We start from the raw sequence: 22,406 nt of genomic DNA on the forward strand, positions 1-22,406 counted from the left end.
TTCAATCGAGTAAAGTACATCTCGTTCTCACGGCAAAGCTCGTCAGAACAGATGGTGTTTCCATCGCAAAGATTTGCGTTGCCCTGGTGGTGGAATTGGTAGACACAAGGGATTTAAAATCCCTCGACGTTCGCGTTGTGCCGGTTCAAGTCCGGCCCGGGGCACCATCATGCAAGATTGCGACATTAGCTCAGTTGGTAGAGCGCGACCTTCCCAAGGTTGAGGTCACGAGTTCGAACCTCGTATGTCGCTCCATTTGGCGCGTTGGCAGAGTGGCTATGCAGCGGATTGCAAATCCGTGGACCTCGGTTCGACTCCGGGACGCGCCTCCATTCTCTCTTGAGAATATTATGCGACACTAGCTCAGTTGGTAGAGCGCAACCTTGCCAAGGTTGAGGTCACGAGTTCGAACCTCGTGTGTCGCTCCAAATTCAGAGAAGCCCGGTAGAAATGCCGGGGCTTTTTGCATATAGAGCACAACCTTGCCAAGGTTGGGGTCACGCCTGGTCCCTTGAAGATCGGGAACCTCGTGTGTTGCTCCAAATTCAGAGAATCCCCGGTAGAAATACCGGGGCTTTTTGCATGTAGAGCACAACCTTGGCAAGGTTGAGGTCACGCCTGGTTCCTTGAAGATCGGGAACCTCGTGTGTCGCTCCAAATTTAGAGAAGCCCCGGTAGTAATGCCGGGGGCTTTTTGCATATAGAGCACAACCTTACCAAGGTTGAGGTCACGCCTGGCTCCTTGAAGATCGGGAACCTCGTGTGTCGCTCCAAGTTTAGAAAGGCCCCGGTAGAGGTACCGGGGCTTTTTGCATGTAGAGCACAACCTTGCCAAGGTTGAGGTCACGCCTGGCTCCTTGAAGATCGGGAACCTCGTGTGTCGCTCCAAATTCAGAGAAGCCCCGGTAGAAATGCCGGGGATTTTTGCTATTCATTTCCCGTCTTCAGGACCTTCTGGTATTAAGCAATCCCATGCGCTGCCCATGCTGCAATATCGTTCAATAACGAACCTCGCGCCTGGGTTACCTTCTCTGTATCAAGAGGAGATTCGATGATGGACAATATCTTTTTTGCCATGGTGGCGTTCGCGTTTGTCGGTGCGGTGACACCAGGGCCCGTGAATATGCTGGCAACCAGTACTGCGTTGAATCACGGAAAGCGAGCGGCGGCTGCCCATGTGATGGGGGCATCTGTGGCGTATGCGCTGATCGTGTATTGCTCGGGGAGTATGATGCACACGCTGCTTCGTCAACTACCTGAGGTTGCAACAGCGATGAAAGTCGGTGGTAGTGCCTTGCTCTTAACCATGGCCTATCAAATTTATGCCGCGCCGGTAGCGTCAGTTCAGACATCACAGGTGACCCGTTCGGGATGGTGGATCGGCTCTCTCACGCAACTGCTGAATCCGAAAGCGTGGATTGTTGCCATGTCCGGCGTCAGCCTGTACGTCGCAGGGCAGGACAATGAATGGCTATCACTGATGGTGTTTACCTGCATTTCCCTGATTGTATGTGTGATGGGGATCGGTCTGTGGGCGATATTGGGGCGGGGGCTGGCAAAATACCTTGAAAATTCGACCCGGCAGCGTCAGTTTAATCAGGTGATGGCGGCGATGCTGGGGGCATCGGTGATCATCATTTGGTAATAAGGATTGGGAGCCGAGATTGACCATGAAAAAGGATGTCAGCGCCAGTTTCAAACAGAGTACCTTGATCCCTTGGATTGAACTCAGAGTCGCCGACCAAAGTCGTGCTTGCTACGAGGCGCATTCCCACGATGAGTTTTCTTTCGGGATCATTGACCAGGGGCGAGCATTTTACCGTAACCGTCAAAGGATCCATCAAATCGGGCGGGGCGACCTTGTCACCATCAACCCGGCCGATGTGCATGCTTGTAATCCTGAATCCGGAGCTTGGTCCTATCGGATGCTGTTTGTCGATACGATGAAAATGGGGGCGGCGCAGCAGGAGGTGCTGCAAACCACTGCGCATGACTACATGGCCTTTGCGCACGATCTGGAGCGAAATGTTGAACTCCGGCGGAAGTTTCTTGCGCTGTTTCATGCATTGCATACGGAAGCAGATCTTTTAGAGGCCGAGGTCAGTTTTTACGAGTTTCTGGAAGCGAGTGTGGGTCAGCGGTCGGTTGGGTCTACTGTTGGCCTCAAACCACAGCCGTGGCCAGGCTTGAGCCGGATTCGCGAGAAATTGTTCGACGAACTGGAAAGCCCGCATCCATTGGAAGCACTCGCGGAAGAAGCTGAGATGAGTCGCTATCAGTTACTAAGGGCGTTTAAGCACCAGTTTGGGCTACCACCCCATGCCTATCTGATGGATGAAAAGATCAAGCGTGCCAAAGTGATGCTCAAATCCGGACAGGACATTGCCGAGGTTGCCCTGCAATTGGGGTTTGCCGATCAAGCGCACTTCCAGCGCCAATTCAAACGAAAGCTGGCGGTGACCCCTAAATTTTATCAATCCCATTTTGTCGGGCGGTAACGGTTTTCTTGTGAGCGGTGTGACCTCCGGGCCGCCAGTGCGGTAGAGGGAGCAACCGCGAGGTTCACAGGTTGATTTTCGTCTGAGCAATGGATCATTCGGATCCGGCACAGATCACATTTAAAGCAAATCAACTTTTCATGTAACCGGTTTCATTCTATGATTTCAGAAAATGTAACCGGTTCCATCCTGGTGTTTCCTGCGACTTACTGCAGATCATACGACAACGCGGGCTGTGGTTGTCAGTGAGTGAACCGGACGATATGTCACTTGTTCAAATCAGACGGAGTAAAAGCGATGACAACATTTCCGGAACACTTTTTGTGGGGTGGCGCGATTGCTGCAAATCAGGTTGAGGGGGCTTTTGACACCGATCACAAAGGGCTGTCGACGGCCGATCTGCTGCCGTACGGGATCTTAAGCCCGCATCAGGAAAAGGCAGAACGTACGCCGGGCATTAAAGATCTGGCGATCGATTTCTATCATCGCTACCCGGAAGATATCGCCCTGATGGCCGAGATGGGATTCAGTTGTTTTCGGTTGTCGATTGCCTGGACCCGGATATTTCCGCAAGGCGATGAAGCCGAGCCGAATGAGGCCGGGTTAGCGTTTTACGATCGGATCTTCGATGAACTGGCCAAGTACAAAATTCAGCCGATGGTGACCTTGTCCCACTACGAAATGCCCTACGGGCTGGTCGAGAAATTCGGTGGCTGGCAAAGCCGTGAAGTGATTGCGCTGTTCGAGCGTTATGCCAAAACCGTGTTTACCCGCTATGCCGACAAGGTCAAGTTGTGGCTGACCTTCAATGAAATCAATATGTCGCTACATGCCCCGTTTACCGGCGTCGGGTTGCCGGAGTCCGCATCGGAGCAGGCTATTTATCAGGCGATCCACCATCAGTTGGTGGCCAGCGCTAAAGCGGTGCAGTGGTGTCATGAGCTTGTCCCGGAAGGAAAAATCGGCAACATGCTGCTCGGGGCCATGACCTATCCTCTGACCTGTCAGCCGGATGATGTGATCGCTGCCATGCATGAAAATAATCAGTGGCTGTTCTTTGGTGATGTACAGGCGCGTGGGCGCTATCCGGGCTATATGCTGCGGTATTTCCGCGATCAGGGGATCCGGATTGAAATGGCACCGGGTGATTTGGACACCCTGGCGGCGGCGAGTGTCGATTTTATTTCGTTCAGCTATTACGCCAGTGCGTGCGCCAGCGCGGATCCGAAACAAAAAGAAGTCGGCAATATCGTCGCCAGTGTGTCGAACCCTTATCTGGAGAAGAGTGAGTGGGGTTGGCAAATCGACCCCAAAGGCCTGCGGGTGATATTGAACTTCCTCTATGATCGCTACCAAAAGCCATTGTTTATCGTTGAAAACGGTTTAGGCGCGAAAGATGAGCCGAACGCTGCCGGCGAAATCATTGATGACTATCGTATTGCTTACCTGAAGGCGCATTTAATACAGGCAAGAGAGGCGGTGTTAGACGGGGTTGAGCTCATGGGTTACACCAGCTGGGGACCAATTGATTTGGTCAGCAACTCGACTGCGGAAATGAGCAAGCGTTACGGATTCATCTATGTGGATCGGGATGATCACGGCGAGGGCACTTTGATCCGTCAACGGAAGAAAAGTTTTTACTGGTATCAGGATGTGATTCGCACTCATGGTGCGTCGTTAGGCTAACGCTTTTTCAAGAAGACTGTTTGTTTTAAGAAAATACTGTTTCAAGGAACCACTTGTTTCAATACAGCTACTTGTTAAATGAAAGCGACTTGTTTCAATAAAGCTCATTGTTAAATGAAACCACTTGCGGCAGCTGGCTTGGCGTTCAGGCTATCTGCCGCTTTGTTGTTTCTGTGTGCTGAAGAGCGTTTCTCATCGCCTGAATTGAGCCGATCGGCTTCCTCTGCCATTGAATTCATGACTTTTTACACATGCTGACCCGGTTGTCCATACGGTAGCTTATGGGGGTCGATCACAAGGCCTGAATCTTGGTTGTTGTCTGGTTTTTGAGATGGATATCAATCAGCTTGGATAAACGGAGACAAGTTCATGAACAAGCAAGTGGCATATATGTTGATCTTCTCTGTGCTGGCGGCACCTGCGGCGGCAATGCAGCAGGGAAAGTTCGGTCTGTATGGTGAAGTGAATTTACTCGCAGGTGGTGCCAGCGAGAAATCATCGTTTAACACCGAGGGGCAAACGGTGATCACGGACTATAACGCACCGGGACAAGCCGAAGAGTCCACCGTGTTTTTTCCGGTGTGGGATCTGAATTTCAGGATCCCCAGCACCAACAGCGAATTGTATTTCAAGTCAGATCTAGTCGGAATGGCGAGTGATTTCTATATGCAGGCCGGCTATCGGCATTACCTGGTAGATGGCTCCAGTGTGGCGATTGGTTTTGTTCCGGGGGTACTGGAAAAAGAAACCTGGCAGGATCCGTTTGCGCTGAACACCGAGCGCCAGGAAACCAAACAAACTGTCCGGGGGCTTGTCTTCAATTATGACAATATTCTCGGCTCGTCCCTGGCGCTGGAACTTGCGGCAGGGGAGCATCGTGTCGATGACGAACAAAGCGGGGCGACGACGATTGAGAATACCAGCCTGCTGACCCGGGAAGGGAATTTGTATTATGCGGCTATCGGTCAGTCTATCCCGCCGATTGCCGGGCTCGGGCTGGAATGGGATATCCATTATCTGTTCGATGATGCAGATGGCGCGGCCATGCGTGGGGAGCGCGTTGGGATCAAAGCGGAGCTGAGTCGTCAGGTGAACCGCCACATTTTTGTGCTGGGGGGAGATTATTCCACACACAGTTTTGATGCGTCGCATCCGATTTTTAACGAGGTCAGGGAAGATACCAGTACCGGATTCTCTTTGCGTTATGTGTATGCAGCCCCGTATAACTGGCGGAATGTCATGTTGTTTGCCAGCGGTGGCTGGGACCGTCGGGAATCGAATATTGACTTTTACGATCGGGATCAGGTGCTGACGACGCTTGGCTTGCAGTATCAGTTTTAACGGGTAGAGAGCAAATCGACGCGGCTCGGGCGGGATATCGACGGAGCGAATTTGTCTGTTCGAATTTTTAGAACAAGTCGCGCAAATCATTGCGCTATCATCTGAACCGGACGCTCACTATAGTTATCCCATCAAAGAACAACCAGATTGTTTAATTAATCCTCGTTCAACTTCCGTTTACCTTTCTGGGATTAAGATAGGTATCAAGAAGTAAAGATGTTTGAACAATAACCCCGTGGTTGATAGCAGTTGGTTTTACAATCACGACAGAAATGATAATTACACGGAGATATTCTAATGAAAAAAGTCAGCATTGCACTCGCTTCTTTATTGATGGGTTTTTCAGCTTTATCTTATGCTGATATCCAAGTGACTGATACGCAAAATGGGGCCTGGGTGACTGTGACCGACGGCGGCCAACCATCTGCCAACGCGGTGGTTTCTGTCGTGAATCAGCCTCAAGCGCAGAATAGTTTCCGGACCGATGATTCAGGCCGGGTATTTATTCCGCTGTCGCTGAATCACTCTCGTTCTGTAAAATATTCAGCAGTCACCGAATCAGGAAATGAATATAGTCGTTTTGCTTTCCATGGTGTTCGGAAGAACTAATTTGAGCAAACGACGATGTTTGCCTTTTCATGGATGAAAAGGCCATTTTATTCTGCTGATCGCGCGCTCATTAAACTCGTTTCATGTCGCTTCACAAGTATCCTCAATAAACAAATATTCCTGCACTTTTCACCTGTCTTGTAGTCACACGGCATCATTTCATCTACTGTTGCTGAAGTTCGAAGCATGGTTCCCCCGAGGCATGTTTCCCTAGGTATGGTTTCGTGGTACCACCCTATAGCACAGCCCTGTGGCACTGCTCTGGGGTATGGCTCAGGGATATAGCTTTTTGGCGAAGCGTTTTTGACACAACTTTTTGGTATGGCTTTCTGACATAGCTTTGGCAAGATTCTTCAACAACATCCTCTTGCATAAAACAGAGCGACGCGTGCATGTTTGGGATCTTTCTTCTCTGAACTGACTGTACTATCGGTTGCATTTGGATAACTGAGAATCATATTGATGTCGCAGGTCATCTTGTTTCATCAATAAGAAACTTCCGAGGATGAAACAGCGCCGAGCCAACTAATTTACTCTTTATATTCATTTTTTCTCTCCAAATGTAATTTATAAAATACCCTCAGATTCTTTATACCATTTATATATAAGGGTAGATTCTGTATTACAAACGGTAATATCATCAAATCATCATGAAGGACAAGGTCAAGCTGCCTATACTTTAAATTGAGTTTGTTAACCAAGGTAGAGAAGGAATCAATGTTCGCTAAACATCGGTCTTATACCCTTGCGGGTAAATTACATAATCATGCACATCTGGCTATTAAGCCAACAGGTGAATTATCTGTGGAAATATTGGAGGAGCATAAAAAGTTGGAAGGTGATTTTGAAGATTTGTTTTTTTCAACCCATGGTAAAACAACCGGGGTGGACTGCATCGAGCATAATCACCCTACTCATAAACTTTGGCATATTGATCTCACACGCAATGATGCTCGAGAGCTTCATCGATTGATTGATGACGCGAAAGAGGAATATGAAACAATCATGCGTGACTTGTGCTGATCTATAATCAGTTGCCCTATGCAACGAACAGCCTTCCTTACAAACTCTTCATCATTTTCGTTCATTTGTGATTTTTGGCCTCCCTGCGCTACCAGGGATTGGCCTTATAGTATTCAACCAAATGGTCAATCAAGGCTCTGACGCCCGGAGCAAGGTGTTTGCGAGATGGGTACAGGGCATAGACGCTCATCATCTTCGGTTGCCACGCCGGTAACACCTGAACCAGTTGCCCGCTTTGCAGATATGGATTGGCCAGATAGGTGGGCTGCATGGCGATTCCGTGCCCGCTCAGGGTTGCGCTCAATAGCACGGTGGCTTCGTTGGCGGTCAGGCGGCAGTGGATATCAGTGGAGATGTGTTGTCCAGCTTGACTCAAGTGCCAGACATGACGCTCAAAATTTTTATAGCCTAAGCACTGGTGGCGGGATAGATCTTCCGGGTGCTCAATCGGGGCATGGTGTTGCAGATAAGCCGGTGAGGCCACCAGGATCGACGCGCATTGCGCAATCGGCCGACCGATCAGGGTGGGATCGGGATCCGCGGCAATTCGGATCGCGAGATCAATCTGCTCTTCGACCAGGTTTACGGCACGGTCGGCGACATCAACATCAATTTCAATCCCCGTATGTTGGCTCATGAACTCGTGAATCGCAGGCATCAATTGAGCATGGCCGAATGACATGCTGGTGGTGATCCGTAATTTCCCCCTGAGCCGATCATCCGGTTGGTGCAGCCGTTGCATCTGTTCTGCCATCTCGACCCACATCCGGGTTTGGGCCAGACAGCGAACACCGGCATCGGTGAGCGTAACCTTCCGGGTTGTGCGTTGTAACAGTCGGGCCTGTAACCAATTTTCCATCGCTTCGATATGGCGGGTTACCATTGAGCGGGACATCTCCAGCCTTGCTGCCGTCGCGGTAAAACTGCCGGAGTGTGCGACATCAATAAAGACTCTGGCCGCAGTAAGCTTATCCATTTATCTGACCGATATAAGAAACAATGTTGCGCATTATTGGTTATATATCTGAGCAAATCAACACGGTAATCTTGGCTCCAACTTAGACAGAGAGATTTGGAGAGAACAATGCGAACACTAACCAAGATTGCGGCTTCATTACTGCTTGCCGGTACAACGGCTACATATGCGCAGGCTGCACCGTTGCAACTGGATGTATACAACGCTGGCCCGGGCAGCTTTCATGTCAATGCCAGCGTGGTGTACGGAGAGACGGAAGCGATGGTCGTCGATACCGGATTTACCAAAGCGGATGCCTTGCGGATTGCGGCCAAAGTGCTCGATTCCGGCAAAACATTGACAACGATTTTCATCAGTCAGGCGGATCCGGATTACTACTTTGGGGCTGAAGTGCTGGTCGCTCTGTTTCCGGATGCGAAGGTGATCACCACCCCGGCGGTGCGTGAGAAAATTGCTGAGAAGATGGCGGGTAAGCTGGCATTCTGGGGACCGAAAATGGGTGCCAATGCGCCGGTTGCACCGGTGTTACCGACGGCATTTCAGGGCCATACCCTGAAGGTTGATGATCAGGTGATTGAGATCAGGGGCACAGATGGTTTGATGGCACATCGTCCGTATTTGTGGATTCCATCGACCAAAACGTTACTGGGTAACGTCGCCGTGTACGGGGATGTGCATTTGTGGATGGCTGATGCTCAGCAAGATCAGGCGCGTCAGGCCTGGGCGGAGCAGCTCGAAGCGATGAAAGCGCTGAAACCGGAGACAGTGGTTCCCGGGCACATGAAAGCCGGGACCCAGCTCAATGGCGCAACGATTGATTATTCTCAGGGTTATCTGACGGCATTTGATGTGGCCAAACAGCAGAGTGGCAATAGCAAGGATCTGATTGAAGCGATGACGGCACAATATCCGCAGGCCGGATTGCCGATGGCGTTGGAGATTGGCGCGAAGGTGCACATGGGAGAGATGAAATGGTAACGGTTCATTATTTTTTCGACCCGATGTGCGGCTGGTGTTATGGCGCTTCGTCGCTGATTGAGCAGTTAAACCAGCGCGATGGGGTGTCGCTTGTGTTGCATCCCGGCGGCATGGTGGCCAATCGTGCCATTGACCCGTCGTTCCGTCAGCACATTTTGCAGCATGATCAGCAAATCGCCCGGGAGACCGGTGCCGAGTTTGGTGACGCTTATGTGGCGCGTATCAAGAGCACTGCCCCTATAGTGATGGATTCGTATCTGACCGCGCAGGCGATCCTGGCGACTGACACGGTGGGGGGGGACCCGCTGGAGATGCTGCGTGCGATCCAGCAGGGTCATTATCGCGATGGATTAGCGGTGAATCAGATCGATACTCTGGCCGCACTGACCGAAGAAATCGGTCTGGATGAATCCGCGTGGCGTGCAGCAATGACAGCCAATGAAGCGCAATTGCATGGCACCATCACACGGACTCGCCAGTTGATGACGCAGTACCAGGTGTCGGGCTATCCCACGCTAATGCTTGAAACTGAGCAAGGGTGGCAAAAAGTGGCTCCCAGTTCGTTCTATCGGCGGGAGGCGCAGTGGCAAGGTTACTGGGATGGTGTGCTCGCAACTGACGCGTCCGTGAACACAGCTGAAATTTCAGTGATGAAGCAGATAAACATGGCCGGCGAATGCCGGCCATGGGAAGCCGTTATGCGGTGCGCGTTTGGTACAGGGCACGCTCTGTACGCAAGCCTTTGATCAGGCTGTAACACATCAGCAGCAGGACCAGGGTAAACGGCAGTGCAGTGGTGACGACCCCGGCCTGCAGTGCTTGCAGGGCCTCCGTCCCGCCAATCCACAACATCATGGCCGCAATCGCGCCTTCAATCGTTGCCCAGAAAATCCGTTGTGGTACCGGCGCATCAACTTTACCTCCGGCGGTAATGCTGTCGATCACCAGCGAGCCGGAATCTGATGATGTAATAAAGAAGACGATGATCAGCCCCAGTGAGATCACGGAGATCACAGAGCCGAATGGCAGCGCGTCATAGACGTGAAACAGGGTCAGCGAAATATCAGTCAAACCGTTTGCGCCCAGCTCACCGACTTTGTTGATCACTTGGTCAATCGCAATACCGCCAAAGACAGCCATCCAGATGGTGGTCATTAAGGTTGGCACGAAGACAACAGCAAACAGGAATTCACGAACGGTACGGCCTTTAGAAACCCGTGCGATAAACATCCCGACAAATGGTGACCAGGAGATCCACCAGGCCCAGTAGAATACCGTCCAGCCATGCATCCAGGTTTCATCTTCACGGCCATGCGGGTTGCTCAGCGGCACCAGGTTGTCTAAATAGCCCATGATGGTGGTGGTGAGTGAGTCCTGCACGACCCCGAAGCCGACGCAGGTGACGAAAATAAACACCGCCAGGGCAAACAGCATGTTGATGTTACTCAACACCTTCACACCACCTTCCAGGCCGCGAACCACTGAGATCACTGCCAGCGTGGTAACAAAGACAATCACCCCTAACTGCATACCCAGGCCGCCGTCGGTTCCGAAGACATGGTTGATCCCACTGGTAACCTGTTGGGCACCCAGCCCCAAGGAGGTCGCCAGGCCAAACAGGGTTGCCAGAACCGACATAATATCGATGACGTGTCCCATCCAGCCCCAGGCCCGATCCCCAAAGACCGGGTAGAAAATGGAGCGCATCGATAACGGCAGTCCTTTGTTAAAAGCGAAGAAAGCCAGTGACAGGGCGACCAGCGCGTACATGGCCCAGCCGTGCACCCCCCAGTGGAACATGGTGGCACCTAAAGCGAGTTCGCGTGCTTCGGCAGAGTAGGGTTCAACGCCAAGCGGGGTTTCGTACCAGCCGGTGAAATAGGCGGTTGGCTCAGCCACGCCCCAGAACAGTAACCCGATCCCCATTCCGGCGGCGAATAGCATGGCGATCCAGGACAGGGTGGTATGTTCCGGCTCGGCATCCAACCCCCCGATCCGAATTTTACCCAGCGGCGAGACCATCAGGCCGATACAAAACAGGAGGAACAGGTTGGCCGACCACATAAAGAGTTGGTCAAAATTGCTGATGATCTGGCCTTTTAACCCGTCCAGTGCGCTTTTGGCGGTGGCTGGGTCAACCACAGCCAGGCTGAGTAAACAGAGAAGAATCAAACCTGCGCTGATCCCAAACACAGGGTTGTGGACATCAAATCCCCATTTCTGAATATTGTCCTGGCCGACCTGATAGTCGGTTGTTTCAATGCTGTATTGATTCAATACGCTATCCATAAAGTCTCTCGGTTGTTTTGTCCTCTAATGATTTGGGCGGGTTTTCGTGGTTCCACGAACGACCCATACAGCCCAAATCCATTAGAATTCAAATTAAAAATCGCATAAATGTTAACATTGAGAATAAAAAATCACAACTTTGAAGCGTTTTTTGAGTGAAAAGTGTACATAAGTCTATGATTTTATGTGTCGAGTGCTTGGGGTTGATTTCGTGCACGAAACGATGTGTTCGAATGATTTTATTTGGAGGAGATATGAAAGCACCCCGACAACCTGTCTGGGTGAGGGCGCGGGCTGTGTTTCGGATCAGTGTGCGCCGGTTGACCACAGATCGATCGTTTTCCACTAGACGCCGCCAATGAGAAAGCACACTGGAATTACCACCAGGGTAAAAATAAATCCGATTTTCCACCATTGTTTGAGAGACATATAATCGACACCGAACAGAATCGGGGCTGGGTTAAATCCGGCTCAGGCAACACACCAACGATTTCGGCCCAGGGCTTTGGCCTGATATAACGCTTGGTCGGCGTTTTTGATCAGTGCGGTGATGTTTGCTTCGCTCGAAGGAAGGCAGGCCACACCGAAACTGGCCGTACATTGTAATTGTGTGTGTTTGTGGTCGATGCGCAGGGCTTCAATGGCACTGCGAATGCGCTCTGTGATCTGTTTGGCATCCGCTAGGGTTGTATGGTTCAACAAGATCACGAACTCTTCGCCGCCGAAGCGGCTTAGCAAATCTTCTTGCCGCAAGCTGGCCTGGATGGTTTGTCCAACGCTGTACAACACATGATCCCCTGTCAGGTGCCCGTAGTTGTCATTGACTAGCTTAAAGTGATCAATATCGAGCAGGATCAGGCTGAACGGTGTTTCCTGACCCTCTGCATTATCCAGCATCGTTTGTGCGCTTTGGGTAAACGCCCGGCGATTAAGCAGCCCGGTCAGGCTGTCCGTCTCCGCCAGATATTTCATTTTTCGATTTTGCTGTCGGTGAAATTTCACCCAGCGAGCGCTTGTCAGCAATAAGAGTAGAAAACCGAAGGACTGACAAAGATCTTCCAGAATGTCGAGCGTATGGCAGGAGCGGATAAATTCATCGACAACGTCAATGAAATGGCCGATAAACAGCAGTGAAGAAGACAGTAGCAGTAAGCGGTAGATTGGACGGTTTTCTTTGACGCCATGGATCCCAAACATCAACAGCAGGCAACTCAGGGCCATCACGCCTTCAATGACAACATTGGCATAATCAACGGGAAGTTCGGACGCATGGAAGGTATAAGCGATGCAAAACGCACTGATGGCACTCAACAGAATTGCGAACTGAGTTTTGACTTGAGCGACAAATACCATATGTATTGATGTACCTTTGCACATTGAGTTTGGTTAACGCGCAAAAATATACCATACAGGGATGACTGGAGAATCAAAAACCGCCGGGATGACTGTTTTATTGAAGAGATCTCTATATATTACTTGTAAATGTATGCATTGATGTCTGCATGTTTGGACGGTAATGGTGCCGTGAAGACAGTGCAGGTTAAGCTTGATGTCGTAATATAGCGGAGTTTTACAGCATGTGTTTGTGTTGATGAACCCATGCGCAATCCCATGACGATTTGAATCAGCAAATGACAAGTCGGGAGACACCGGCACCAGAGCAGAAGCTGAGAGGAAGAGGTTGATGTATACGAATAAACGTGTCAAACAACGAGTCAAAGAAATTTCGGAACGCACCCGACGCAAACATCTAAACGATCTGGGGGCGCAAAAAGCACAGGACCGTGATTAGGTATGGATTGTCGACCGCGACGTGCGGCAAGTTCAAACGCAAACAGCCGCGCTGAGTGACGTTCTTTGTGGGATCATCCAGCGCGGCTGTTTTTATTGGATGCAACGTTTTATTGGGGGACAGTTTTTTCGGAGTCGCGGCTTTATCCAGTGAGCCGATTTTTTACATGTACCGCTTGCACGGGTGAGTACATTTCCGGTTACTTCGTCGTCAGGCGTTGACGTGCGCGCACTTTTGCCATTTTCGCCAGGTAATACACATTGACGCAGGCAATAAAGCTGTTGGTGACGACCACGGGCATTGCATCGATCATAAACCCGTAAGTCGTGAATAAAATACAGCCGATCAGGTTCAAAACCCGTAACCAGACGATATCTTTCATCATCAGGGAAACCGCAACCATGAATGAGGATGCGTAGCCGAGTAACTCGATGGTGCTGAATGCCATGGCGGTTATATACCTTTCTCTTCATCTGTCCTGAACAGGGGTCTCTACATCTGGATGCAGATGACTCTCCTCGGCACTCCTTGCCAGACAGATTCGTTAATGAGCCTGAACCTGGCCCGACACAAAATCACCCGGATCATACCAAGCTCCGTTTTGAACGAGAACCGGCATTGCCGGAAAAGGCCTGTTCAGCAGGAATAAAGCAGTCGACAGCTGGTTTTTTCAGCGTTTCTCTGCAAGGAAGCGCTCACCATTCGGCATCCCGTCGTCGGGCTTATTTTGCCAGCTCGACAAAGCTGTGCACCCCAAACAGACAAATCATTAAACCGCCCAGTAACTGGAGATAAAACGGGAAAGTCAGGGTATCGAAATGCTCGCGGTAAGCTGAGCCGAAGATGGCCAACAGGCACTGAATCACCAGACTCCCGGTAAAAATAGCGCCGGCCAGTTGCAAGGCGTACAGCGGGTTGACCGCCATGTCGGCATGGCCGATAAAGGCGGAGAGCGCAATGACCGCGATGGGGTTGGCCAGGGTGAGATAGAAAGCGGCCCGGAGTCCCAGTTTGCGGGTGGGCTGATGAAAATTGGCCAGTAGCCGGGTATTGCGCAGGGCGCTGTACATCATATAAAAGCCGACGAAGATCAGGACCCAGGAAGAGAGCAGGATGATCTGGTAGTGATAATCGGAGAAGGTGGTGATGATCCAGGTACCGGCTATAAAACTAATCAGGGCATAGCAGTAATCGGCCAGTGCTGCGCCAATGGCACTGCGGACTGCCACTGTGTACCCATGCTGAATGCCGTTGTTTAAAACCAGAATCGCGATGGGCCCAATCGAGAGAGATAAGAGCAGGCCGAAGAAAAAGGCTTTCATAACTTCCATAGGCTCTCCTTGAAATACTGCGGGTCAGAGCGTCAGGTAAGCAGGCGCTTAATTAAAGAATAGTCAGAGAGGTGAAAGGTATGCCAGATATAAACCAATGTTTCCAAGCACATAAATGAGGCAAACGTTGAGTTTATGCACATCAAGATGTCGTCAGGGTTTCTGTAATTGAACGCCGCCAGGTCCCAGGTGATTTTCTATTCGGCATTGATGAATAACTGGTTGTTCAGGGGATAACAGGAAAGAAAGCAATGGGGCTTTCTTTCCTGTGGGTCGGTAGGGACGACCAGAGCCGGGCGACTATTGGCCTGACTGCTTTGGTCCGACACTATCGCTTGCCGGTCCGCTCATTAGTCTGCTGTGAAGCGATGGGTTGATCCCCGATGGTGGTTTTGCCCGGACAGATTCTTCGCACTGGGCATTTGGGGCATCCCCAAATAGCTGCGTAGGGGCACAGCGCGATCACTTTATTTTTTTTCGACATTGCTCACCTCGTTTTATTCAATCGTGTTGGAGCGAGTGGATTTACCTTCCCTTCAGCTCGGCCGCCAGCAAGCGCTGGGTCAACTTGTCCTTAAATGTTGCGGGTCGAAGCAGATCCATGCGCGCCAGTAGGGGACGCAGGCTGGCGTCGTTTGGGTTGGCGGTCAGCGCTTTGAGGATGCATTTCAGTTTGCCGCTGGGTGTGGCTGTTTTGGCTTTGAGTGATTTCAGCGCTTTACCCAACTGGAGCTCCTCGGCCGTAAAACTGCAACCAAACGGGAACGGCGAGAAAATTTGTTGTTGGGCGAATTTCTGATACACCCGCTGAATCGCTTTGGGCGTGTTATTGCAGTACGCCGGTGGCAAGGTATAGTCTTTGGCCACTTTGCCCGCGGCTTTGGCCTGGGCCAGCAGCTGCGGCTGGAAGCGGGAGTCAGCAATTTTGATTAACTCGGTATACACCACGTGATCGGGTTTGCTGCGCAGATCTGCAATCCCGTATTCGGTGATCACGATGTCCCTGAGCTGGCGCGGAATCGTGGTATGGCCGTAGTTAAACAGAATATTCGATTTGAGTTCCCCGTTGCGTACCGCGCAGCTCCTGAGCTTCATGATCGAGCGGGAATCGTGCAGTTGGTGCGACTGCGCCACAAAATTGTATTGTCCGCCGACGCCGCTGACCACCTGGCCGTTTTCCAGCGCATCGGAGACTGCTGCGCCGCTGAGAGTAACCATCATCGCGGAGTTGATAAACCGGGCGTGCTGCCGCTGGGCCTGCTTGAGTTGCTGGCTGCCGAGGAAATGATCGTAGAGATCATTGACGTAGTTGACGCTGGTCATACAGAACTTCTGATGATCGGCCTCACTCATGGTGTTCAGGGCGTCGTAGAAATCTTTCGGTCCGACAAAAAATGCGCCGTGCATGACCATGCCACCACTTAAGGTATCGCCCAGGCAGTGCTGTTCAATCCAGGCGAGTGAATCGGCATGGTTCAGGTTAGCCGGAGCTTGCTGACGGCCGACAAACAGCTGGCCTTGCTCGTATCTCACGTTGGCGCGAAATACCCCAATCCGTTTCAGGTAGGCGACATCTTCGCGGGTCAGCTGTGTGGCGATGGCACCGTGCTTCAGCAGGGCGAGCAAAGTTGCGAGTGAGACATCCGGGGTGATTTTCTGCTGGTTCAGCAGTGTCTGGAGAGTCAGATCTTCAAAAACTTCCCGTTTCAGGATCCCGGCTTTGTACAAGTGGACGAAACCATCAACCATCAACTCGCTACAGCCGTACAACCCCTGCTCAAAGGGGCCACTGTCTCCGATTTTCTGGCTGACCGGAAATTTCTCGGCCACGTTCAGTTCAGTCAGGACTTGATGATAGACGTCGTTGTGCTGGTGGCGCAGCAAGGCGCTGTAAATGAGCGCGCTGCTGAGCGAACCGATCCCGACCTGCAGGGTTCCCCCGTCTTTGACCAGCGTACTGGCGTAAAAGCCAATCAAATGATCTTCCGGCGAGATGCTGGCATGGGGGGCGGCAAACAGGGCATAGTCCTGATGGCCGGGTTTGAGGTTTTGATCCAGCACCCAGTCAAAGACATTGTCGGCCACTTCAGCATGATTGTGCATAAACGGCATGTTGGCATTGACCTCCGCGACCATGGCAACCGGGGTTCCGTTTGCCCGCATCTCTTCCATTAACGGCGCAAAGTCGAGGGCCAGATCAGAATTACTGCATAAACTGTAGGTGGTCACGCCATCCACCGTCCGTTTGGCAACCAGCTGCGCGACAACGTTCACGCCTTTATCCAGCAAGTCCCGCACGGCGTGGGTATAGTTGGTGCTGGTGTAGTTCTGTTGCTGCGGGCTGTTGAGAAAGCTGCCGGCCTTAAAGAAGAACTCACTGACCGTGATATTGGCCGGTACCTGATTGCGGCGCAGATCGGTGAGGTAATCCAGATCCGGGACGCCGGCGAATTCACGTTCAATGAAGGGCCCCAGGAACTTCTCTTCCAGCGGACTTTTCCCGACGGGTTTTTCCAGGCTAATCCCGGTTTCGATCCGCAAGGTGATCCGGGGGTCGGTTTTCGCCCGCTGATAGAGTGCGTTGACAAACGCGACGGGTTTTCCAATCGCCAGCGGCACGCCGAGCGTGATTTGGTTTCCGACCGTTTCCAGAATGCGATCAACCAATTGTTCGACATCGGCAAAGGCGGGCGCAGCTGGTTTTTCACAAGTCACAGTCATGCTCGTTAGCGGCGGTGTGGGGGTTTCCACTAATTCTAGTACTGACATTTTGCATTCCTTGTTCGATTTGTTATTGGAAAGAAGCATATTTTTGTGCGTCAGTTTCATTGTTAGCACCAGGAATAGAGTGTTCACTCTAGACTTGCTTTTTCATCACGTTTTTGGTCGTTTTTTTGCCAATTTTTGGCGAGAAGTTGAACTGAGTCACAGCCTTGATAAGCCGCTTGGATGGGTTGGGGGATGTGGGCCAGTCACTGAGCCGTGGTTCAGAAACATTATACTGTCACCGATCGGCAAACTTGCACATCACTGGCTATACGCGCGGCGTTAGGTTGGATGGCGGATGGCGGATGGCGGATGGCGGATGGCGGCTGAAGGCGGAATTTAGAAAGAATGATCTAATTTCAGTTGTTAGGCTCTGGGATCTCAGTGGAACTTCAATAATGAACAAACAGGATTTTGACCATGATGAATCCAGTAAAAATGATCGGAAATATGAAAACTGTGACTGAAACCGGAGAGAGCGCTCTGAAGCAGGTTGTCTGGGCGGGGCTCGGGGCATACAGTAAAGGTATCGAACAGGTCGGAATGGCCCAGCACCTGGTGACCAAACGGTTTACTTCTCTGGTTGAGCAGGGTCAGCACGTAGAAACGGAAACCCTGTCGCGGGTGAAACATACCAAGGCAGCGATGCTGGCGCGGACAGAAACGCAGCTGAATGATGCCCTACGCAAAACTTGCGGGGTGGATCGAAACCACTTGTCATCGGTCGAAGCAAAAATCGATCAGTTGCAGTTGGCCGTCGATAAACTGGTGAAGCAAGCCGCAGAATAAGCGGGCTGCAATCGGTCCGGCGGTATACCGACGGATAACCATGTGTGAGGCAGATTGGCTGCCAGACAAGCTAGAAAAAGGAATCTTCTATGCCAAGTTTGTCTCTTCTTGATTTCAGTTTTATCGCATTTGAAACGGCAAAAACGCCGATGCATGTCACGGGGTTGGTGATCCTGGATCCTCCCCGGGAGCAGGCTGCAACCTTTGCGCAGGATCTGTATTCGCACTTCCTGGCGCAGACCGAAACGGCCGCACCGTTTAACTGGCGTCTGAAGTGGTCGCTGACGGGGAAACCTTCCTGGGAAGCGATGCCGCAAGTGAATCTGGACGATCATCTGCGGATCACCATGTTGCCATCTCCGGGCAATGAGCAACAGCTGCAGCAGGTCGTGGGTCGTTTGCATAGCCAGGTCCTGGATCGCAGTCGCCCGATGTGGGAAGTGTGGGTGATTGGTGGCCTCGAACATAACCGGGTTGCCCTGGTGATGAAAATTCATCACTCAATGGCGGACGGGGTGCGGGCCAGCCGGATTTTCACGTCTTGTTGTCATCCGGATCCGGAGCAGTCTTTTACCAAGCCGTTCTGGCAACATGATTTACGGAAAACGGATGCGCAGCGCCGTCAGGAAACCCATCTGACGGATTTGGTGATGAAAACCGCTATGACCGCGACCAAACAATTGTCGTTGTTGCCTTCCATGTTCCGTCTCGGCAGCAAATTGGCCCTGAAAGCGGTGAATCTGGCGGACTGTGATTTGAAAGTACCGTTTACGGCGCCGAAAACCCCCTTCAACTTAAGTCCGAAGCGCAGCCGCGCCGTGAGTCTGGGGCATTTCTCGATGCGTCAGCTCAAGCATATCAGCCATATTACCGGTGCTTCGCTGAACGATATTCTGTTTACCGTCAGTGATATTGCGCTGAACCGGTATTTACAGGATCGGGCGATCCCGCTGAATAAGCCGCTGGTTGCGATGATGCCGATTAACTTAAGGGGCAAGGACGAGGCCGAAGGGCAGAGTAATAAAATGTCCATCGGCCATGTGGAGTTGGGGAAACCCTTCCTGAGCCCGCTGGAGCGCCTGGAAGCGATCCAGCATGCGACCTTGGACCTGAAACAGGAGGCGCTGAACATTTCTCCCGATGCCTATGTGAATTACTCGCTTTTGGTGAACGGGGTGTCGTTGTTTAGTGGCAAGTTCGGGCTCAATAACTTCATTCCGCCAGCCAGTAACTTGCTGATTTCCAATGTACCGGGAGCCAGGGAGCAGCTGTACTTTATGGGGGCGACCGTGCGGGAGCAATATCCGGTGTCGCTGCTGATGCCGGGCCAAACCCTCAATATCACCTTCTTCAGCAATGCGGATACCATTTATTTTTCCCTGGTGGCCTGCAGTCAGTCACTGCCGGGTTTTGAGGCGATCACCGAGTATATGCGCGAAGCTTTTGCTGAGATCGAAGCCGAAGTGATGCAAACCGCGGTTCATGCCGTCTCCGAGCAACTGGAATATCGTCAGGACAAAACGCTGGCGGTCGAAACTGCGGTTGAGGCAGCCGGCAGCTCCCTGTCTCCGGATGATGAAGATTTCGAGCAGATTTTTGCTGAGAAACAGAAAAAGGTCGAAGCCCTGGAGCAGCAACTGGCGAAGTTGACAGCACTGTTGACGGCGACGCAGCTCAATGAAACCCAAGCGCAGGATTCAGATGCTTTGCCGGGAGGGGTCTCTGCCTCGACGGAAACACCACAGCCGTCTGCTAAATTGCACTAAGCCGCAAGGCGTGACTGATCAGACAAAGCCACCGGGCATCAGCTGGGTGGCTTTTTCTTTACTGCCCGTTGAAGGGAGTCTTTAACCGCATAAATGCAGAATCGTCTACCTGTGAACAGGACGATGTTCAGACAAAAGAAAGACCGCAATTGCGGTCTTTCTTGAGCGGTCAGGAGAGCGAACCTGACCGCAAATTCGGCTTCACGCCTATGCGTAAGCAGCTTTCATGGCGGCCACTTTATCCACGTACTGTTGCATCGCAGTATCGCTGTCCATGCCTTTCAGTTGCTCCCACGCTTCATACTTCGCCGCGCCTTTGAAGTCAAACATGCCGGGTTTGCTGCCGTGGACATCGCCTTCGGTGGCTTGCTTGAACAGCGAGTACAGTGCCAGGAGTTCATCATTCGACGGACGCTGGGTGAGTGTTTTGACATCCAGTTGCGCTTGTTCAAAATGTGCTTGTAAATCTGCCATGATTCTTTTTCCTTTTCAAAATGTGGCTCAGCCACTTCAGTGTAAGCGTTGTGTTCCTTACTTCGTGTCACTTGTCTGTGTTTGGCTTACAAGTGAATCCCCTTGAGCAGGGCAGAGAAAGCGATCAGCTCTGCTGAAGAGGCTTTCTCGGTTTTTTGCTCTTTACCCTGATCGCTGTCTTTTGAGTCCGGGAACATCCGGAAGCTGCTGTTCATCACGATTTCGGCCAGTTTCGGGAACAGGGCGTGTACGACCGCGCCGAAAATGCCCAGGTTGGTGGCGATCCGTTTCGGCTTGTCAATGATGGCGGTGGCCAGCATATCGGCCGCTTCATTTGGCGTCAGGGTCGGGACGGACTGGTAGATCTTCGTCGGGGCAATCATCGGCGTCGCCACCAAAGGCATATTGATGGTGGTGAAATGGATATTGAGATCCGAATACTCTGAAGCCGCACAGCGGGTGAATGCATCCAGCGCGGCTTTTGAGGCCACATAAGCTGAGAAGCGTGGCGCATTGGTCAGCACACCAATCGAAGAGATATTGATGACATGGCCGCCGCCCTGCGCTTCCATTGCCGGGAGCAGCCCCAGGGTCAGTTTCAGTGAACCAAAATAGTTGAGCTGCATGGTCCGCTCGAAGTCGTGGAAGCGGTCAATCGAGTTGGCAATGGAGCGGCGGATCGAACGACCGGCATTGTTGATCAGAATATCGACCCGACCGTGATCAGCCAGCACCTGCTCAATGAGCTGTTCGACCTGTTCAATGGCCGATAAATCACAGGTATAGGTGTGTGCAATTCCGCCGCGCTCTTCAACGGCCTGCTTGGTCGCTGCCAGTTTTTCTTCATCGCGGGCAACCAGGATCATTTCGGCGCCGTTTTCCGCCAGTTTGAACGCGGTTGCCTGGCCGATCCCGGAGCTGGCGCCGGTGATCAGGATGATCTTGTCGGAGACCCGGGCACTCAGGCTGCGATCGCCGGAGATCGCCGGATCCAGATGGCGTTCCCAGTAGTCCCAGATGGCCGGGGCATAAGTCGGCAGGCGAGGGCATTCGATGCCGGAGCCTTTCAGTGCCATCTGGGTTTCCCGGCAGTCGAACTCGGTTGGATAGGTGAAGAATTTCAGAACCTCGGCCGGGATCCCCAGATCTTTCAGCGTCACATCGGTAATTTGTCGGATGGTCGGCAATGACAGAATTGCTCCTTTGACCTGGTTCGGGATCAGGCCGAACAGGCGGGCATCCAGGCGAAGGGCCATGCGCGGGGCGTGACCGGCTTCGGCAAAAATATTCAGCACTTCACCCGAGCGGTAAGGCTTGGGATCGGTCAGGTGGAAGCAACGGCCATCCAGATCCGGCTGGTGGGCGATATGATCCAGTGCGTTCACGACGAAATCGACCGGCACAATATTCAGGCTGCCGCCTTCCAGACCGATGGTCGGTACCCAGGCCGGCAACACTGATCGGATCCGTTGAATCATTTTGAACAGGTAATACGGGCCGTCTACTCGGTCGGCCACCCCGGTTTTGGAGTGACCGATCACCATCCCCGGCCGGTAGATCCGGTAAGGCACCATGCAGTGCTCGCGAACGGCCTTTTCTGACAGATGCTTGGTTGAGAAGTACGGATGATCCAGATTTTCCGCTTCTTCGAACATATCTTCCCGGAAGTGCCCCTGATACAGCCCGGCAGCCGCAATCGAGCTGATGTGATGGAAGCAGCCTGCATCGAGATCTTCTGCGGCATCCAGTGCATGTTGCGTCCCTTGTACGTTCACCGCTTCCTGGGCTTCGGCACTGGCCTTGAGATCATAAATGGCCGCCAGGTGGAAGAAGTGACGAATGTTGCCGCGGAGCTCGGCGATGCTTGACTCAGACAGCCCCAGTCTGGGTTGAGTCAGGTCGCCGAGCACCGGTACCACGCGGTCGGTCTGAATGTGCAGTTCTGTGACCAGGTCGGCCAGTTTTTCCTGCGCCTGCTCGTTTCGGCACAGGACAAAAATGGTGCCTTTACGCTGAACCAGTTTTGAGATGAGGTGACGGCCTAAAAAACCGGTCCCTCCAGTCAGAAAATATGCCATGAGATCTCCT

Annotated in this window: 18 protein-coding genes, 4 tRNA genes and 1 pseudogene; 14 read left to right on the plus strand and 9 right to left on the minus strand. The window is 52.0% G+C overall.

The genetic code is table 11. The features are described from left to right. Positions 1-80 precede the first annotated feature (80 nt). From NH461_RS06680 to NH461_RS06725, 10 genes are all read left to right on the plus strand, one after another. Positions 81-167, plus strand: a tRNA-Leu gene (locus tag NH461_RS06680). A 12-nt stretch (positions 168-179) separates the two neighbouring features. Further along, positions 180-255: transfer RNA gene (locus tag NH461_RS06685), tRNA-Gly, on the plus strand. 3 nt (positions 256-258) lie between these two features. Further along, positions 259-332, plus strand: a tRNA-Cys gene (locus tag NH461_RS06690). 20 nt (positions 333-352) lie between these two features. Continuing rightward, positions 353-428 (plus strand) — tRNA-Gly (locus tag NH461_RS06695). A gap of 626 nt (positions 429-1,054) precedes the next feature. Next, on the plus strand, positions 1,055-1,645 hold the full coding sequence (locus NH461_RS06700; RefSeq protein ID WP_261602850.1) for a LysE family translocator: 591 nt from the start codon (positions 1,055-1,057) through the stop codon (positions 1,643-1,645). Positions 1,646-1,670: 25 nt separating this feature from the next. Further along, complete coding sequence (locus tag NH461_RS06705) at positions 1,671-2,498, plus strand: AraC family transcriptional regulator (protein WP_261602462.1); 828 nt, start codon at positions 1,671-1,673, stop codon at positions 2,496-2,498. 297 nt (positions 2,499-2,795) lie between these two features. After that, positions 2,796-4,184 (plus strand): glycoside hydrolase family 1 protein, encoded by a 1,389-nt coding sequence (locus NH461_RS06710; RefSeq protein WP_261602463.1) that lies wholly within the window; start codon positions 2,796-2,798, stop codon positions 4,182-4,184. Positions 4,185-4,553: 369 nt separating this feature from the next. Beyond that, on the plus strand, positions 4,554-5,525 hold the full coding sequence (locus tag NH461_RS06715; RefSeq protein ID WP_261602464.1) for a DUF2860 domain-containing protein: 972 nt from the start codon (positions 4,554-4,556) through the stop codon (positions 5,523-5,525). Between the two features lie 297 nt (positions 5,526-5,822). Continuing rightward, entirely contained in the window at positions 5,823-6,134 is a 312-nt protein-coding gene (locus tag NH461_RS06720) for a hypothetical protein (RefSeq protein ID WP_261602465.1), read from the plus strand. A 717-nt stretch (positions 6,135-6,851) separates the two neighbouring features. Further along, a complete protein-coding gene (locus NH461_RS06725) occupies positions 6,852-7,157 on the plus strand; it encodes a hypothetical protein (RefSeq protein ID WP_261602466.1) in 306 nt (101 codons plus the stop codon). Between the two features lie 88 nt (positions 7,158-7,245). Here NH461_RS06725 and NH461_RS06730 read toward each other — a convergent pair whose 3' ends face one another. Beyond that, the gene (locus NH461_RS06730) at positions 7,246-8,133 is read right to left on the minus strand and encodes a LysR family transcriptional regulator (protein WP_261602467.1); all 888 of its coding nucleotides are present in this window, start codon (positions 8,131-8,133) and stop codon (positions 7,246-7,248) included. 108 nt (positions 8,134-8,241) lie between these two features. Here NH461_RS06730 and NH461_RS06735 point away from each other — a divergent pair, with 108 nt between their 5' ends. Beyond that, the gene (locus tag NH461_RS06735; RefSeq protein WP_261602468.1) at positions 8,242-9,111 is read left to right on the plus strand and encodes an MBL fold metallo-hydrolase; all 870 of its coding nucleotides are present in this window, start codon (positions 8,242-8,244) and stop codon (positions 9,109-9,111) included. Beyond that, positions 9,105-9,857, plus strand: a complete 753-nt coding sequence (locus NH461_RS06740; protein ID WP_261602469.1) for a DsbA family protein — start codon at positions 9,105-9,107, stop codon at positions 9,855-9,857. The genes NH461_RS06735 and NH461_RS06740 overlap by 7 nt, the downstream gene beginning before the upstream one ends. Here NH461_RS06740 and NH461_RS06745 read toward each other — a convergent pair. The 6 genes and pseudogenes from NH461_RS06745 to NH461_RS06770 all read right to left on the minus strand — a co-directional run bounded on the left by NH461_RS06745 (position 9,808) and on the right by NH461_RS06770 (position 17,292). Continuing rightward, complete coding sequence (locus NH461_RS06745) at positions 9,808-11,400, minus strand: BCCT family transporter (protein WP_261602470.1); 1,593 nt, start codon at positions 11,398-11,400, stop codon at positions 9,808-9,810. The two genes, NH461_RS06740 and NH461_RS06745, sit on opposite strands and share 50 nt — an antisense overlap. Before the next feature lie 345 nt (positions 11,401-11,745). Then, positions 11,746-11,859: pseudogene (locus NH461_RS06750) on the minus strand (anion permease); the annotation flags it as partial. Between the two features lie 12 nt (positions 11,860-11,871). Beyond that, positions 11,872-12,753 carry a GGDEF domain-containing protein gene (locus tag NH461_RS06755; protein WP_261602471.1) on the minus strand — a complete coding sequence of 294 codons (882 nt, stop codon included), beginning with the start codon at positions 12,751-12,753 and terminating at the stop codon, positions 11,872-11,874. Between the two features lie 638 nt (positions 12,754-13,391). Continuing rightward, positions 13,392-13,640 (minus strand): hypothetical protein, encoded by a 249-nt coding sequence (locus tag NH461_RS06760; protein WP_261602472.1) that lies wholly within the window; start codon positions 13,638-13,640, stop codon positions 13,392-13,394. A gap of 274 nt (positions 13,641-13,914) precedes the next feature. After that, positions 13,915-14,523: a LysE family translocator gene (locus NH461_RS06765; protein ID WP_261602473.1), complete on the minus strand. Its 609-nt coding sequence runs from the start codon at positions 14,521-14,523 to the stop codon at positions 13,915-13,917. 525 nt (positions 14,524-15,048) lie between these two features. Next, on the minus strand, positions 15,049-17,292 hold the full coding sequence (locus tag NH461_RS06770) for an acetyl-CoA hydrolase/transferase C-terminal domain-containing protein (protein ID WP_261602474.1): 2,244 nt from the start codon (positions 17,290-17,292) through the stop codon (positions 15,049-15,051). Between the two features lie 447 nt (positions 17,293-17,739). Here NH461_RS06770 and NH461_RS06775 point away from each other — a divergent pair, with 447 nt between their 5' ends. Then, positions 17,740-18,078, plus strand: coding sequence for a phasin family protein (locus NH461_RS06775; protein ID WP_261602475.1), 339 nt, complete (start codon positions 17,740-17,742; stop codon positions 18,076-18,078). Between the two features lie 89 nt (positions 18,079-18,167). After that, on the plus strand, positions 18,168-19,844 hold the full coding sequence (locus tag NH461_RS06780; RefSeq protein WP_261602476.1) for a wax ester/triacylglycerol synthase family O-acyltransferase: 1,677 nt from the start codon (positions 18,168-18,170) through the stop codon (positions 19,842-19,844). 207 nt (positions 19,845-20,051) lie between these two features. Here NH461_RS06780 and NH461_RS06785 read toward each other — a convergent pair whose 3' ends face one another. Continuing rightward, positions 20,052-20,318, minus strand: coding sequence for an acyl-CoA-binding protein (locus tag NH461_RS06785; protein WP_261602477.1), 267 nt, complete (start codon positions 20,316-20,318; stop codon positions 20,052-20,054). 86 nt (positions 20,319-20,404) lie between these two features. Then, complete coding sequence (locus NH461_RS06790; RefSeq protein WP_261602478.1) at positions 20,405-22,396, minus strand: SDR family oxidoreductase; 1,992 nt, start codon at positions 22,394-22,396, stop codon at positions 20,405-20,407. Positions 22,397-22,406: the final 10 nt, after the last annotated feature.

It is taken from the genome of Photobacterium sp. TY1-4, assembly GCF_025398175.1.
Classification (GTDB): Bacteria; Pseudomonadota; Gammaproteobacteria; order Enterobacterales; family Vibrionaceae; genus Photobacterium.